General features: G+C 63.4%; 10 protein-coding genes. 2 read left to right on the top strand and 8 right to left on the bottom strand.

What is annotated here, in order from left to right; all coding sequences use genetic code 11:
- Positions 1-6: 6 nt before the first annotated feature.
- The 6 genes from AB4N82_RS22380 to AB4N82_RS22355 all read right to left on the bottom strand — a co-directional run bounded on the left by AB4N82_RS22380 (position 7) and on the right by AB4N82_RS22355 (position 9,174).
- On the bottom strand, positions 7-1,707 hold the full coding sequence (locus tag AB4N82_RS22380) for an ATP-binding protein (protein WP_122756562.1): 1,701 nt from the start codon (positions 1,705-1,707) through the stop codon (positions 7-9).
- Between the two features lie 90 nt (positions 1,708-1,797).
- Complete coding sequence (locus tag AB4N82_RS22375) at positions 1,798-4,890, bottom strand: error-prone DNA polymerase (RefSeq protein ID WP_460103067.1); 3,093 nt, start codon at positions 4,888-4,890, stop codon at positions 1,798-1,800.
- The gene (locus AB4N82_RS22370; protein ID WP_122765445.1) at positions 4,866-6,278 is read right to left on the bottom strand and encodes a Y-family DNA polymerase; all 1,413 of its coding nucleotides are present in this window, start codon (positions 6,276-6,278) and stop codon (positions 4,866-4,868) included. Before AB4N82_RS22370 ends, AB4N82_RS22375 begins: the two co-directional genes overlap by 25 nt.
- Positions 6,279-6,285: 7 nt before the next feature.
- Entirely contained in the window at positions 6,286-6,900 is a 615-nt protein-coding gene (gene imuA / locus AB4N82_RS22365) for a translesion DNA synthesis-associated protein ImuA (protein WP_095184532.1), read from the bottom strand.
- Positions 6,900-7,517 (bottom strand): transcriptional repressor LexA, encoded by a 618-nt coding sequence (gene lexA / locus AB4N82_RS22360; protein ID WP_032886583.1) that lies wholly within the window; start codon positions 7,515-7,517, stop codon positions 6,900-6,902. Before lexA ends, imuA begins: the two co-directional genes overlap by 1 nt.
- Positions 7,518-8,166: 649 nt before the next feature.
- Positions 8,167-9,174, bottom strand: a complete 1,008-nt coding sequence (locus AB4N82_RS22355; protein ID WP_460103063.1) for a LysR family transcriptional regulator — start codon at positions 9,172-9,174, stop codon at positions 8,167-8,169.
- Positions 9,175-9,378: 204 nt separating this feature from the next.
- On the opposite strand from AB4N82_RS22355, the gene AB4N82_RS22350 reads away from it, so the two are divergent.
- A complete protein-coding gene (locus AB4N82_RS22350; RefSeq protein ID WP_122765447.1) occupies positions 9,379-9,777 on the top strand; it encodes a helix-turn-helix domain-containing protein in 399 nt (132 codons plus the stop codon).
- A gap of 58 nt (positions 9,778-9,835) precedes the next feature.
- Positions 9,836-12,598 (top strand): ATP-binding protein, encoded by a 2,763-nt coding sequence (locus tag AB4N82_RS22345; RefSeq protein WP_122765448.1) that lies wholly within the window; start codon positions 9,836-9,838, stop codon positions 12,596-12,598.
- On the opposite strand, the gene AB4N82_RS22340 is transcribed toward AB4N82_RS22345, so the two are convergent.
- Entirely contained in the window at positions 12,545-14,014 is a 1,470-nt protein-coding gene (locus tag AB4N82_RS22340; RefSeq protein ID WP_122765449.1) for a winged helix-turn-helix domain-containing protein, read from the bottom strand. The two genes, AB4N82_RS22345 and AB4N82_RS22340, sit on opposite strands and share 54 nt — an antisense overlap.
- A 150-nt stretch (positions 14,015-14,164) precedes the next feature.
- The gene (locus AB4N82_RS22335; protein WP_122765450.1) at positions 14,165-15,115 is read right to left on the bottom strand and encodes a GlxA family transcriptional regulator; all 951 of its coding nucleotides are present in this window, start codon (positions 15,113-15,115) and stop codon (positions 14,165-14,167) included.
- Between the last annotated feature and the right edge of the window lie 48 nt (positions 15,116-15,163).

The following is a 15,163-nucleotide window of genomic DNA, read 5'->3' as shown; positions in this document are numbered from 1 at the left end:
TCAACCTTATCGTGCGGTGAGCACGCTGCGCACCCGTAGCGTCAGGGCTTCGGGGCTGTAGGGCTTGCTCAGCAGATGAATATCGGGGCTCAGCAGGTGGTTGCTGGAGAGGATGTCGCGGGTGTGACCGGAAGTGAACAGCACCGGCACGGGCGGGGTTTGTGCACGGGCCCAGGCGGCCAGGTCGGTGCTTTTAAGGCGGCCGGGCATGACCACGTCGGTAAAAATCAACTCGGGTTGCAGGCCAGCTTTGAGCTTCGACATGGCCTGGTCGCCGTCCTCGGCGGTGATCACGGTGTAGCCCGACTGTTCGAGCACGTCCACCACCGTCAGGCGCACGCCTTCATTGTCTTCGACCACCAGGATCGTTTCCTGGCCGCCTACGGACGCAACGGGCTCGTCTGACGCTTCAAGGCACTCCTCGCCCAGGCTGCGCGGGAAGTACAACTGCACCACGGTGCCCTGGCCTTCTTCGCTGCTGACCTCGACATGCCCGCCACTTTGACGCACAAAGCCGAACACCATGCTCAAGCCCAGGCCGGTACCGTGACCGTCGCGCTTGGTGGTGAAGAACGGTTCGAACACCCTGGCCTGGATCCCAGGTGGCATGCCCACCCCGGTGTCGGTGACCGCCAGGCGCACATATTCTCCGGGACTGACGCTTTTACCAATGCAATCGCCGGGGTTAAGGATGATGTTTTCGCCGCTGATGCGGATCACCCCCTCACCTTTCATGGCGTCGCGGGCATTGATCGCCAGGTTGAGCAACGCATTTTCCAACTGGTTACGGTCGACGTTGATGCTCCAGGAATCCTGGGGCAACTGCACATCGATATGAATGGTTTCTCCCAGTGCGCGCTGCAACAGTTCGCCAAGGCCAGCATAGATGCGTTGCGGGTTGTACACCGCCGGCGACAACGGCTGGCGGCGGGCAAAGGCCAGCAGTTGCGCCGACAGCTTGGCCCCGCGCTCCACTGCCGCGATGGCCGCGTTGACGCGGCGCTGCACCTGGGCATTGTCTGGCTCATGGCGCGCCAGCAAGTGCAGATTGCCGGCGATCACTTGCAACAGGTTATTGAAGTCGTGGGCCACGCCGCCGGTGAGGCCGCCGATGGCTTCGAGTTTTTGCGATTGGCGCAATTGGTCCTCGGCACTGGAGCGCGCCTGCACTTCAGCGGCCACCCGTTGTTCGAGGTTATGGGTGAGTTCCTGGCGCACCTGTTCGGACTTCACCAGTTCGGTGGTATCGACCACAATCGCCAACACGCCGGCCGGTTGCTGGTTGTCGCCGGCGACGGGGCTGTAATACAAATCCAGCCACACGGTTTCCGGCTGGCCATTGCGCAGCAGCACCAGGTCTTTGTTGTTGAAGGACAGAGTGCCGCCGGCCAGACAGGTGTCCACCACATGGCGATTGAAATCCGCCACCTCCGGCCAACCCAACTCCACCGGAGCCCCCAGCAAAGACGGGTGGCGGCCGCCGGCAAAGACCGAGTAACTGTCGTTGTAAATCATGTACCCGGCCCGCCCCCACAACATCACCATCGGCATCGGCGATGCGAGCATCATCTGCACGTTACAGGCCAGGCTAGTGGACCACTGGTTAATGGGACCGAGGTCCGTGGTCGACCAATCGAAAGCGCGAATGCGCTGGGCCATTTCACCGGCCCAACCTTCACAGCCGTGGGGGTTGGATAAAAATTGCATCGTTCGGCTCAGTGCAAAAGAGAAGACAGTCGCCATTTTTGGAGCTTACACGGAGCAGATGGTTTCATCTGGTATTAATTTGGGGTCACCTCAGTGGAAATCCCGGCTGCGCACAGACATGCCTTCCAGCAACGGCGTGAGGTCGGTGAGCCGCCCGGCGATCAGATGGCGCACCTCGCCGACCGCCTCCCAGCGCCCGTCTACCTTGAGCAAGCGCGACCCCACCAGCGCCTGGCGCTGACGTTCGGCCAGGTCGCGCCAAACCACCACATTGAGATTGCCGAACTCATCTTCCAAGGTGACAAAGGTCACACCGCTGGCCGTGCCCGGACGTTGCCGCCCCGTGACCAACCCCGCGACACTCACATTACGCCCATGCTCCACCGCCATCAGCTCGCGGGAGCTGCGACAACGCCGCTTGCGCAGCTCATCGCGCAACAACGCCAGCGGGTGCGGGCCGAGAGTGGTGCCGACGGTGGCGTAATCAGCCTGCAAGTCCTCGCCGACCGTCGGTGCGGGTAAAGCGACCACGGCTTCGTCGGGGCTGGGCAGCCCGGCGAACAGCCCCAATTGTTTGTGCACCCCCGCCACGTCCCAGCGGGCTTGGTGCCGGTTTCCAGCCAGGGCACGCAGGGCGCCGGCGTCGGCCAGCAACGCCTGGGCACGGGCGTCCAGACCGGCGCGCTGGTCCAGATCAGCAATGTCGCTGAAACCTGTGCCAGGGCGGGCGGCCTCGATGCGCCGCCCCTCCTCTTCACGAAACCCCGCGATCATGCGCAAGCCCATACGGATCGCCGGTTGCTGACCGTCAATGGGTTCCAGGCTGCAATCCCAGTCGCTGGCCTGCACATCCACCGGGCGAATCTGCAAGCGATGGCGCCGTGCGTCCTGCAGTATCTGGTCCGGGCTGTAGAAACCCATAGGCCAGCTGTTGATCAACGCGCAGGCGAAGGCCGCCGGCTCGTGGCATTTGAGCCAGCAACTGGCGTAAGTCAGCAAGGCGAAACTGGCCGCGTGGGACTCAGGAAACCCATAGCTGCCAAAGCCCTTGATCTGCTCGAAAATCTGCGCGGCAAATTCCTCGGTGTAGCCGTTTTTCAGCATGCCGGTGCGCAAGCGGTCCTGGTGGGGTTCCAGGCCGCCGTGACGTTTCCACGCGGCCATGGAGCGGCGCAACTGGTCGGCCTCGCCAGGGCTGTAGTCGGCGGCGACCATGGCGATCTGCATCACTTGCTCCTGGAACAGCGGAATGCCCAGGGTGCGTTTCAATACGCTTTCAAGTTCCGGTGACGGGTAGGTGGTTTTTTCTTCCTTGTTACGTCGTCGCAGATACGGATGCACCATCCCTCCCTGGATCGGACCGGGCCGCACAATAGCGACCTCGATCACAAGGTCATAAAACGTCTGCGGCTTGAGCCGGGGCAGCATCGACATCTGCGCCCGCGACTCGATCTGAAATACGCCAATGGTGTCGGCCTTGCTGATCATCGCGTAGGTGGCCGGGTCTTCCTTGGGGATCGTCGCCAGGGCCAGGTCGAGGTTGCGGTGGCGGCGCAGCAAATCGAAACAGCGGCGAATCGCACTGAGCATGCCCAAGGCGAGGATATCCACCTTGAGCAGGCCCACGGCATCCAGATCGTCCTTGTCCCATTGGATAATGGTGCGCTCGGCCATGGCCGCGTTTTCCACCGGCACCAGAGTGTCCAGCGGGTATTCGGAAATCACGAAACCGCCGGGATGTTGGGACAGGTGCCGGGGAAAACCGATCAGTTGCTGGGTGAGCGTGAGCACACGGCGCAGGATCGGGCTGTCCGGGTCGAAGCCGCCTTCACGCAGGCGTTCCAGCGGTGGCGCATCATCACTCCAGCGCCCGCAGCAGTCGGCCAGGGCGTTGATCTGGTCCGGCGGCAACCCAAGGGCCTTGGCCACATCGCGCACCGCACCGGCGGCGTGGTAGCTGCTGACCACCGCCGTCAGCGCCGCGCGGGTGCGGCCGTAGCGCTGGAAAACGTACTGCAGCACTTCTTCGCGGCGTTCGTGCTCGAAGTCCACGTCGATATCCGGTGGCTCGTTGCGCTCCTCTGACAGGAAGCGCTCAAACAGCATATTCGTAAGGCTCGGGTTGATCTCGGTAATGCCCAAGGCAAAACACACCGCCGAGTTGGCCGCCGACCCGCGGCCCTGGCACAGGATCGAACGGCTGCGGGCGAAGCGCACAATATCGTGCACGGTGAGGAAATAACTTTCGTAACCCAGCTTGCTGATCAATGTCAGTTCGTGATTGATCTGCTGCATGGTCTTGGCGTCGATTCCGTGAGGCCAACGCAGGGCGATGCCTTCTTCGGTGACGGCGCGCAGCCAGGATTCGGCGTCATGCCCCTCGGGCACCAATTCGCGCGGGTAGTGATAACGCAACTGGCCGAGGTCGAAGGTGCAACGGCGGGCGATGACCAGGGTTTCATCGAGCAAGGCTTGGGGATACAGCGTGCCCAGGGCATCAAGGCCGCGCAGATGCCGCTCGCCATTGGGGTGCAGGCGCGTGCCGGCTTCGGCCACCGGGACGTGATGGCGGATGGCGGTCATGGTGTCTTGCAGGGCGCGTCGACCGCGTGCGTGCATGTGCACATCACCACAGGCCACCGCCGGGATATTCAGGTTGGCGGCCAGGTGCAGGCGCTGCTCCAGATGCCGCGCATCGTCTTGGCCGCAATGCAGGTGCACCGCCAGCCACAGGCGCTCGGCAAACGTGCGGCGCAACCATTGGATCGAGGCCTGGGTGTCGCTGTCGTCGGCGACCCATAGCGCCAACAGGCCGTTGAGCGGTGCGTCGAAGTCTTCGTGCAGCAGGCGATAACTGCCTTTTTCCGCACGCCGCCTGGCCAGGGTGATCAGGCGGCACAGGTGCTGGTAACCGCTGAGGTTTTCTACCAGCAGCACCAGTTTCGGGCCGTTTTCGATGCGCACTTCGCTGCCGATAATCAGCGGTAACTCCACCGCCTTCGCCGCCTGCCACGCACGCACGATGCCTGACAACGTGCATTCATCAGTGATCGCCAAGGCGCTGTAGCCCTGGCGCTTGGCGCGCTTGAACAACTCCAGCGCGGTGGACGCGCCGCGCTGAAAACTGAAATTGGACAGGCAATGCAGCTCGGCGTAGTTCATGCAAACCAGCCTTGCAGCCACAAACCATCGCCCTGCCCCACGCTGCGGTAGGCCCAGCCTTGCTGACCGGCGCGGGTCTGGATCAGGTAATAGTCACGGCGGATATCGGCGCCGTCCCACCAGCCGGATTCGATACGTTCCGGGCCCATCAGAATCTGCACACCTTGCTCGGTCAGCAAGGTGGGTTCCCTGAGCAGCCAACCGGGGCGGTGCACCTTGTTCAAGGTCGGGCATGTGCGACTGTCGGCCGTTGCTTGCCAGGCGCACTCGGGGCGATGGTCGGCATGAAAACGCAAGCCTTGTACCGCCTCATCCCCAAGGCGCGCGCGCAGGCGTTCGCGCAATTGCTCCCAGGGCAGGGTCTGTTGCGGGCGGTCGTCGAACAGGTCCTGGCGCTGCGGCACAAACACCGGCAAGTCCTGGGCCACCAGGCGAAAACCGCGCACCGGCGCGGTGACTTGCACTTGCTCCAGGCGCCCACGGGCCAGCTCGAACAGCATCGCCGGTTCGCGCTCGGCGCTGAGCAGGCCGACCTTGATCACACTGTCGGGCAACTGGGCGTGCTCCAGGTGCAGGTCAAAACGCTGCACGCCACTGTCGCGTCCGCAGAGAAAGGCGGATAAATCAGCGGTCAAGCGCCGCAGTGGAAACAGCAGCGCCTGGTGGGACTGCACGTCGAAATTCAATTCGATGCGCACATCGAACTGGTCCGGCGGCTGGTAAAACCCAAGGGCCAGCGGGCGTTGCCCGGTCAAGGCATCCAGGTGCTTGAGCAGGCCGGCATCAAAGCGCCGTGCCAGGGTGTGCCGGGGCAAGGCCTGCACCTGGGACAGGGTGCGCAGGCCCATGCGCGACAAGGCGGTAGCGGCCTGAGGTTCAAGGCCGGCGCGGTCGATGGGCAGTGGTGCGAGGGCCTGCATCAATGCCTCATCGTCGATGGCCAGACCGTCGTAAATATTGGCCAGCACCCGCGCCGCCGCCGGGTTGGGCGCGGCGACGATGCGGTGACGAAAGCCCAGCTCGGTCAATTCTTTGCGCAAGCGCGCTTCGAACTGCGGCCAGGGACCGAACAGGCCCAGGCTCGATTCGATCTCAAACAGCAACGCACGCGGGTAATGCACACTGACCTGGGAACTGAAGCGATAGGCCCAGGCTGCCAGGAACTGCTGCCAGCGTTCGATTTCCACGGGGTCGTATTCGGCGCTGGCAAAAGTCTTGGCCAGGGCATGGGCCGCCGTCAGTGAAAGGCCTGGACGCAGGCCCAAGGCGCGGGCGGCGTCGTTGACGGTTTGCAGTACGCGCCGCTGTGGCGTACCGGCCAGCAGCGCGAGGGGTTGGTCGGGCTCGGGGTGCACACGCTGCACCCCGTCCAGCGCCAATTGCGGGAAGACAATACACACCCAGCGCATAGCAACCTCAGTGCCCCGCCAACGCAATCGGCGCCGGATGGGCCAAACCGCCACGGCACTTGATCACTCGTACTTGGGCGGGTTTCGCATCGACCGCCAAACGCAGGGCAGCAGGCGATGAATTGACCCCCTCACTCAAGGCGCGCCAGGCAAACGCCAGGGTCTGGCCGGTTTCTGCTGCCACCTGCAAGCGCCGCAGCGCCCGGTCATCGGCCTTGCGCGGCCAGCACAGCACAGCACCGCAACTGCCGGAGCGCAGGCACTGCTCCACGGCCCACAGCGCATCACGTTCCTCGGCCTGGATCACTGAAAGCTGGCGTACATCCACCCCGGCGTTCTGCCAGGCATGGGGATACGGCGTATACGGCGGCGCCACCAACACAATGCGCTCCCCCGCCTTTGACAGGCGCGCCAGGGTGGGCAGCACCAGTTGCAGTTCGCCGATGCCCTCCTTGGCCATGAGGATTTCACTCAAAGCCGATTCAGGCCAGCCGCCGCTGGGCAGCACCGCATCCAGCGCGGCCAGCCCGGTGGGGTGCACACTGGCGGGAGGCGCGGCCGGCCGGCCTTTCCAGACGCGGCCGCCATTGAACAGCGCGTCCAGGGCAACGACGGCGCCCATCAGCCTTGCCTCACCAGGCCGCAGAACACCCCTTCGATGGCCAGGTCCTGATCAGGGCCCACCACAATAGGTTGATACGCGGGGTTGCGCGGCAGCAGGCGCACGCGGTCGCCACTGCGTTCGAAACGCTTGATGGTGACTTCGCCATCCAGGCGCGCCACCACGATCTGCCCGTTCAAGGCCTCGGCACTGCGGCGTACGCCTACCAGATCGCCGTCAAGGATGCCGTCTTCGATCATCGAATCGCCCTGCACCCGCAGCAGGTAGTCGGGGGTTTTCGCGAAGGTGCTTGGGTCGAGTTGCAGGCGACTGTGCACTTCGGCGTCAGCACCGATGGGCAGGCCGGCGGCGACTCGGCCGAGCACGGGCACGTCCAGCCACTCCGGACGCATGGGTTGGTTGAGCAGGCGAATACCGCGAGCCTGGTTGGGGTTGACCTCAATGAAGCCGGCTTCGGTCAGGGCCACCACGTGTTTGCGCGCGACGCTGCGGGAGGCAAAGCCGAACGCCTCGGCGATCTCGGCGAGGCTGGGGGGCTGGCCTTGTTGCGCGATACGGTCGCGGATGAAGGTCAGGATGGCGGTGCGGCGGGGAGTCAGGGTCGTCATGGAGTACATTTGTACTCCTGCGGGAAATTTCTTACAAGAGCCGGTAGTCGGGGGGGTTGAGTTGAGTACATATCCGTTGGTTAGGTAACGGCTACTTATGGTTCCGCTCTTACAGCGGCTCACTTTTGGAAAGGCCCAAAAGTAAGCAAAAGGCCTTCGCCCCAACACTCGGCACCTCGCCTAGGCTCGGTGTGCCCGCACTCCGGCTTGAATCCGTGGGCCGCCGCGATGGGCCATCCATGGCCCAGCGCGGCTAACCCGGCGTCCTGCCGGGTTACCCACGGATTCAAGCCTGCGTTCGGCCAGCGTGTTTGACGGGGCGCCTGAGATCAAGATCAAAAGCGCAGATCAAAAGACCGCTGACTTCGTCAGCGAAAAGGATGTAAGAGCCAGATCAAAAGCACATCAAAAGCACATCAAAAGCAGAGCAAAAGCAGAGCAAAAACAGGACAGCAGGCTAGGACCTATCTATCTGATCTATGGAGATCAAACTGTGGGAGGGGGCTTGCTCCCGATAGCAGTGGGTCAGTCACAGCCGCATCAACTGACACACCCTCATCGGGAGCAAGCCCCCTCCCACATTTGGAATGCGTTCGGCTTAAGAACCCGGTCGCCTCTAAGGCCGCCGCGCTCTTGCTTTTGATCTGAAATCGCCCCGTCAACCACGATGGCCGGCATTCCGGCCTTTACAAAAGTGACCCGCTGTAAGAGCGGAACCATAGGCGGCCGTTACCGCAGCAACGGATATGCACTCAATCAACCACCCCCCCGCCATATGCTCGGCAATCCTCAACCTCAACCAACGCTCCGCCGGATCATTGTCATGCACCCCACTCCACACCATCGACAACTCCGCCGCATCAATCGCAAACGGCGGATCCTCTGCCCGTAACGTGGTGCCCTCGGTCAACGCACACGCCGCATAATCCGGCACCGTCGCAATGATCTGCGTTCCCGCCAACAACGCCCGCAACCCGCTGAATTGCGGCACCGCCAGCACCACCCGCCGCGCGCGGCCGATACGGGCCAAGTCCAAATCGATGTTGCCGCTCAAATCCCCGGAGAACGACACCATCGCATGGGGCCGTTCGCAATAATCATCCAGCGTCAGCGGCGCCACCCCGTCATCCCCACGCAATACCTTGCACGGGATATCCCGCAGTTTCTTGCGCTTGGCATTCGCGGGCAGTTCAGTGGTGTAGCTCACCCCCACCGAAATCTCGCCACTGGCCAGCAGCGCGGACATCAGCAAGTAATTGGCGCGGCGTACCACCACGATGATGCCAGGGGCTTCTTCGCGAAGCTGACTGAGCAACGGCGGAAACAAGCCAAATTCGGCATCGTCGGACAGGCCGATACGGAACACCGCACAGCTGGTGGAAGGGTCGAAATCCTTGGCGCGGCTGACCGCGCCGGAAATGGTGTCCATAGCCGGTTGCAGCTCCTTGAGTATCGCCAGGGCGCGCGGCGTGGGCTCCATGCCCCGCCCGTTGCGCAGCAGCAACGGGTCGTCGAACAGGTCGCGCAGCCGGCCTAAGGCCGCACTTACCGCCGGTTGGCCCATGAAGAGTTTTTCGGCGACCCGGGTCAGGTTCTTCTCGAACATCAACGCTTCGAAAATCACCAGCAGGTTCATGTCGACGCGACGCAGGTCATTGCGGTTCATGGCGGTATCCAAACGGTTAGCAGACTGCCAGCTAAGCACGCAAAACAAGGGGTTGATTGCATGTCTGTGCTGTCTTTTCCGTGACTGCACCTGACGAAATTAACAACGATTAACTCGTCAGCCAGACGGTACGGCAACAAGATTGACGCCATCTACACTGCATCCATTCACCGGGAACGCTCCCATCGACTGCGGATATCCGTCATGGCCCGAACTGAGCACTGCGCTCCTCGCTTATCCGCTACCGGCGGCCTATGCCCCCGGCGCGAGCGTATCGCCAAGCAATTGATCCTCACCAACCTCGGCGAAAGCCTGGCGATTGCCGACCTGGCCCAGGCCTGCGCGCTGTCGCGCAGCCATTTCTCCCGTGCATTCAAGTGCACCACCGGGCTGTCGCCCCAGGAATGGATACGCCTGCAACGCATCCAGCGGGCCAAGGAATTGATCACTCAGTCTTCCTTGAGCCTGACGCAGATCAGCCTGGAATGCGGGTTCTGCGACCAGGCACATTTCTGCCATATGTTCACCCGCAGCGAGGGTGTCAATCCGATGACCTGGCGAAACCACCAACTGCGTCACAAGCCTCAAGAGATCGCTGCCTAGTGGTCTGCAAGCACCTGGAATATGCTGGCCGCTTACTTTCTCCAGAGCATGGCCACCCATGAGTGACCAACGCGATCAGGCCTTGCACTTCGGGCCGTACCGTATCCATCCCCACCAGCGCCTGGTGCTGGAGGCTGGTCGTCCGTTGCGCCTGGGGCGGCGTGCCGTGGATATCCTGCTGATCCTGCTGGAGCAGGCCGGTAATGTGGTGAGCAAGCAGGAGCTGATCGCTCGGGTCTGGCCCAAAAGCGTGGTAGAAGACGGCAACCTGCGGGTGCATATGGCGGCGTTGCGCAAGGCGCTGGGCGATGGCCAGGCCGGGCAGCGCTATATCGTTACGGTGGCCCAGCGTGGCTACAGTTTTGTTGCGCCACTGAGCATCGAGCCGATGAGCCTACCCACAGAAGGCACGCCCCAACGCCCCTGCCACAACCTGCCGCTGCGCCGCACCCGCATGCTCGGCCGCCAGGCGCTGATCGACAGCCTGGTGCAGCACCTGCCCGAACAACGCTTTATCACCCTGACGGGCGCCGGCGGCATCGGCAAGACCACCGTGGCATTGCGCGTGGCGGAATTGCTGATCGGCCATTACCGCGACGGTATCCGCCTGCTGGACCTGGCGCCCCTCAGCGCGCCGTCGATGATCCTGCCCAACCTCGCCGCCCTGCTCGACCTGACCCACACCGAGCACGAACCGCTGGCCACCTTCGCGCGCCGCCTGCAAGAGCGCCAGGTGCTGCTGGTGATCGACAACTGCGAGCACTTGCTGGACGACATTGCGCTGATCAGCGAAACCCTGCTGCGCCATGCCCCAAAACTGCACATCCTGGCCACCAGCCGCGAAGCATTGCGCGCCGAAGGCGAATCGGTGCAACGCCTGGAACCCCTGGCCTGCCCACCCGCCACCGGCAACCGCGCCCAGGCCCTGGGCTATCCTGCCCTGCAACTGCTGATCGAACGCGCCATGTCCCATCAGGACAGCTTCGAACTGAGCGAAGCCGAACTGCCCCTGGCGATTGATATCTGCCAGCGCCTGGACGGTATTCCCCTGGCAATCGAATTGGTGGCGGCGCAGATCGAGCGCTTCGGCCTGCCGGGGTTGCTGGTGCAGATGGAAGACAATTTCCGCCTGCTCACCCGTGGCCGGCGCAGCGCCCTGCCCCGGCATCAAACCTTGCGCGCGACCCTGGATTGGAGCTTCGACCTGCTCACGACGTGCGAGCAAATCTGCCTGCGCCGTCTCGCCGTGTTCCGGGGTGGTTTCAGCCTGGCCAGCGCGGCGGCGGTGATTGCCGGAGAACAGATCGCACCGACCGAGGTGCTGGGCTCGATCACTCAACTGGTCGCCAAATCCTTGCTCAATGTGGAGCCCGGCGATGACGAGATGGTCTATCGCCTGCTGGACATCACCCGCACCTACGCCCTGGAAAAACTCAGTGTCGCCGACGAGTTGGATGCCACCCGTGAACGCCACGCCAACCGCTGCCTGGCGCTGATGGACCAGGCGCAGGAAGATTGGGAGCAGATCGCTACCCAGCCGTGGATCGACCGCTATGCCCCGCTGCGCGAAGACATCCGTGCCGCCCTCGACTGGGGCCTGGGCGACCAGGGTGTGCACGTGCTGGGCATTCGCCTCACCGTCAGCGCCATGCCGTTGTGGCAGGAGCTGTCGCTGCTGCGCGAACACGGCCTCTACGTGAGCAAGGCCCTGGCGCGACTGGGGCAATCGAGTGCGCCGAGCCAGCGCTTGCACATGGCATTGCAGTTGGCCTTCGGCAGTTTTTCCTATCACGCCCAGGGCAGTACGCCGCAGACCGTAGACGCCTTTGCCTGTGCACGACGCCTGGCCGAAGCTGACAAAAACCTGCCCGGCCAACTGCGTGCAGTGTCGGGGCAAATGGCGGTCAGCCTGTGCAGCGGCAACTACCGTGAGGCGTTGAAGCAAAGCCTGCATTTCGACCAGTTGGGGCCACACACCGAGTCGTTGCTGGCCCTCAGCGCCCAACGCCTGCGAGTGCTGGCGCAGCACTTCGCCGGCAATCAGGTGCTGGCGCAGCACAATGCCGAACAGGTGATCCAGCGCATGGCCCAGAGCGGCCATCTCAACCGGTTTACCCATGGCTTTGGCGTGCAGTACGACCAAAGCGTGGCTTCGCTGACCATCCTCGCGCGCATCCTGTGGCTGCGCGGTTTTCCTGAACGCGCGTGGCGCACTGCAAGCCAGGCACTGGCGCTGGCGCTGCAGATCAACCACGGCACGTCGATCTGCTACACCCTGGCCCTGGCTGGGGTGGTGATCGCTCAGTACAACGGCGATACGCTTGCGGCCCGCGATCAGTTGGACCTGCTGTTGCAGCAGGCGCAAAAACATTCAGTGCAGTTGTTCCACACCTGGGCGCAATGCTACGAAGGCACGGCGCAGATTGCCGAAGTACAAGGGTTGGGCCTGGTCGAGGACATCCTGGTGACCTTCAACGCCATCGCAGTGGATGACGCCCTGTTCGAACGCGCCCGAAGCGGTGCGGCCGGCTGGTGCACACCGGAGATTCTGCGCGTGCGCGCCGAGGCCATGCCCGATGCCCAATCAGCCGAAAGCCTGTTGCTCGAAGCCCTGGGCCTGGCGCACCAGCAAGGCGCGCTGGCCTGGGAGTTACGATGCGCAGACAGCTTGGCGCGGCTGTGGCACAAGCAAGGTCGTGTGCAGGCCGCGCGCGACCTGCTGGGTTCAGTCTATGAGCGGTTTACCGAAGGCTTCGCCACCCAGGATCTAATCCGCGTGCGCCGCCTGCTCGACGAGTTGCAAGACAAACGGCCGGCCTGAAAACGGCCCCAGGTAATGCCCATAGCCCTGTTGCAAGCGTGCTACCTGCTGCGGGTCGCGCAGAAGTGCCAAGGCGTAGCTGCGCACACTGTTGAGCAGGCGATAGCGCGGATAACCTGGGCCGGGCTCAAGGTTCAGCAGTGAGGTGTCGACCAGCCGACTCAACAAGTAAGACAGGTCGGCATGCTCCAGCTCCGTGCCGACCACCAGCTCACTCAAGGTGGGCAAAGTCACCGCCATTTTGAACAGGCTCATCTGCAGGAACAGCCAGCGCTCCGGCAAGCTCAGGCGCTGGTAGGTCCAATCCAGCGCGGCGCTGAGGGATTGGTGGCGCTCAACCGCTGTGCGGCGCCCCCGCGTGAGGATCTGCAAGCCCCTGCACACTTGCGCCTGCACACCACGGACGCCAAGGGCGTCCACTTGGGCGGCGGCCAGTTCGAGAGCCAGAGGAATACCGTCGAGGCGCCGGCAGATATCACGCAGCGGTGCCAAGTCCTGGGGCCGCAACACAAACCCCTGCTGGCTGGCACGCACCCGTGCAACAAACAACTGCACCGCCGGACTCACCATCGCCTGTTCAACGCTGCCCAACACCGACGGAGCTGGAAGCGCCAACTGGGGCACGCGCAACACCCATTCGCCCGGGGCATGCAAGGCTTCACGGCTACTGACGAGCACACTGATCCGGGGCGCGTTTTCGCTAAGCACACGCAGCAGATGTCGACAGGCGCCAAGCAGCAGATCAGCGCCATCAAGTACCAGCAATAATTGTCGGGAAGCCAATTGACGGCACAGTTCAGTGGCGCTGCCGCTGGGTTCGAGATGCAGGACCGTGGCCAGGTGGCGCAGCATCATCAGCGGCGCCTCGACGGTGGCCAGGTCGACCCACCACACACCGTCGCGGTAGCGCGGCAACACGCGCTCGGCCAGGGCCAGGGCCAAGGTGCTCTTGCCCACGCCGGCGCATCCGGTGAGGGTCATCAGCCGCTGCCCGGACAAACGCCGCACCAGCACGCCCAGCAGTTCATCACGGCCAATCACCGGGCTGAGCCGCGCGGCCAGGTTGTGCCGAGGCAGCACCGCTGCGGCCACGCCTTGCACGGGCGCAGCGAAGCAGTAGCCGCGCTGGGGGTCATTGAGGATAAACCGTTGCCCGTCGAGGGCACGGCGCAGCGCGGCGATGTGCACCCGCAGGTTGTTCTCTTCCACCACGCTATTCGGCCAGACCCGCTCGATGAGGGTGGCCTTGCTGACAAATTGCCCAGGCGCTTCCAGCAGCATCGCGAGGATATCCAGCGCCCGCCCGCCCAACGGCACCGGCCAACCCGCCTTGCTGACCAGTCGCTGCTGCCGGTGAAAGGCATAGGCACCGAAGCGCACCGTGCTATCCGCGTCAATCGCCTGAGGGTCGTTCATGTCTGCAATCGCGCTGAAACACCCGGCCTTGGGCGTTCGCGCATCCTTTTCCGTGGGCTCGACGCTATTCTTGCCAGCTACCCATGACAGGACAATGCTGGCACGGGGAGCGATACGGACAATCGGGTGTGCGAGACGGACATCCTGTCGTTAACTGAACTGCTGTCGGTATTGGGTAGGGTTGAGACCGAGCTTTTCACTGAATAAAAAGCGCATGTGCCGCACGCTGCCAAAGCCTGCGTGGAACGCCACGGTCTTGAGCGGCAGATCGGTGGTTTCCAGCAATTGCCGAGCACGGTCGATGCGCGCGCCTTGCAGGAAGGCCATGGGCGTCATCTGCACATCCTTGGCAAACAACCGGGCAAAGTGGCGCGCACTCATGCCGGCCAACTCGGCCATGAACTCGATGGTGAACGGCTGCTCCAGGTGCGCGAGAACATGGTTCTGCACGCGGGTAATCGCAGTTTCCTGGGGCGCCACGGCCGCGGTCATCGGGCTGAATTGGGCCTGGCCGCCCTGGCGTTTCATCACCACCAACAGCACCTTGGCCACATCCACCGCCACCTGCTTGCCATGGTCCTGGGCAACGATGGACAACGCCAGGTCGATACCGGCCGTGACCCCGCCCGAGGTAATCAACCGCCCGTCCTGCAGATAGATACGGTCGGTCTCGACGATGGCGTTGGGGAACGCCTTGATCAGCCGCTCGGTGTAATGCCAGTGAGTGGTCACGCGGTGCTCGTCCAACAGCCCGGCGTGCCCGAGCACAAAGGCGCCGGTGCAGATCGAGCCAAAGCGCCGTGCCCGTGGCGCCGCTGCTTTTAGCCAGGGCAGCAGCGCCGGATGGCATTCGTTATAGGCACCGGGGCCACCGGGCACCAGCAAGAGGTCATAGGCACCGTCGGCCTGCTCCAGCAACAGGTCGGTCTGCACCATTACGCCGTTGGATGCGCGCAGTGGGCCAGGTTCGGTGCCAACAGTAAGGATCTGATAATGCGCCGCCGCCGGCAGGTAGCGGTTGGCGATGGAAAACACTTCAAGCGGCCCGGCCATGTCGAGCAAGAGGAAGTCCGGGAACAGCGCCATGGCCACGGTTTTCATACAGAAGGCATCCATCGAGGGGAAGAAAGCGGGAGGCATTATGGCATG

It is taken from the genome of Pseudomonas sp. H1_D04, assembly GCF_054683855.1.
The sequence above is the reverse complement of the archived record's forward strand: the minus strand, read 5'-3'. Positions and strand labels throughout refer to the sequence as shown.

Coding starts and splice junctions, on each gene's coding strand:
- AB4N82_RS22345 (WP_122765448.1), top strand. CDS start 9,836: ATGAGTGACCAACGCGATCAGGCCTTGCACTTCGGGCCGTACCGTATC.
- imuA (WP_095184532.1), bottom strand. CDS start 6,900: ATGGGCGCCGTCGTTGCCCTGGACGCGCTGTTCAATGGCGGCCGCGTC.
- AB4N82_RS22355 (WP_460103063.1), bottom strand. CDS start 9,174: ATGAACCGCAATGACCTGCGTCGCGTCGACATGAACCTGCTGGTGATT.
- AB4N82_RS22340 (WP_122765449.1), bottom strand. CDS start 14,014: ATGAACGACCCTCAGGCGATTGACGCGGATAGCACGGTGCGCTTCGGT.
- AB4N82_RS22350 (WP_122765447.1), top strand. CDS start 9,379: ATGGCCCGAACTGAGCACTGCGCTCCTCGCTTATCCGCTACCGGCGGC.
- lexA (WP_032886583.1), bottom strand. CDS start 7,517: ATGTACTCCATGACGACCCTGACTCCCCGCCGCACCGCCATCCTGACC.
- AB4N82_RS22380 (WP_122756562.1), bottom strand. CDS start 1,707: ATGCAATTTTTATCCAACCCCCACGGCTGTGAAGGTTGGGCCGGTGAA.
- AB4N82_RS22335 (WP_122765450.1), bottom strand. CDS start 15,115: ATGAAAACCGTGGCCATGGCGCTGTTCCCGGACTTCCTCTTGCTCGAC.
- AB4N82_RS22370 (WP_122765445.1), bottom strand. CDS start 6,278: ATGCGCTGGGTGTGTATTGTCTTCCCGCAATTGGCGCTGGACGGGGTG.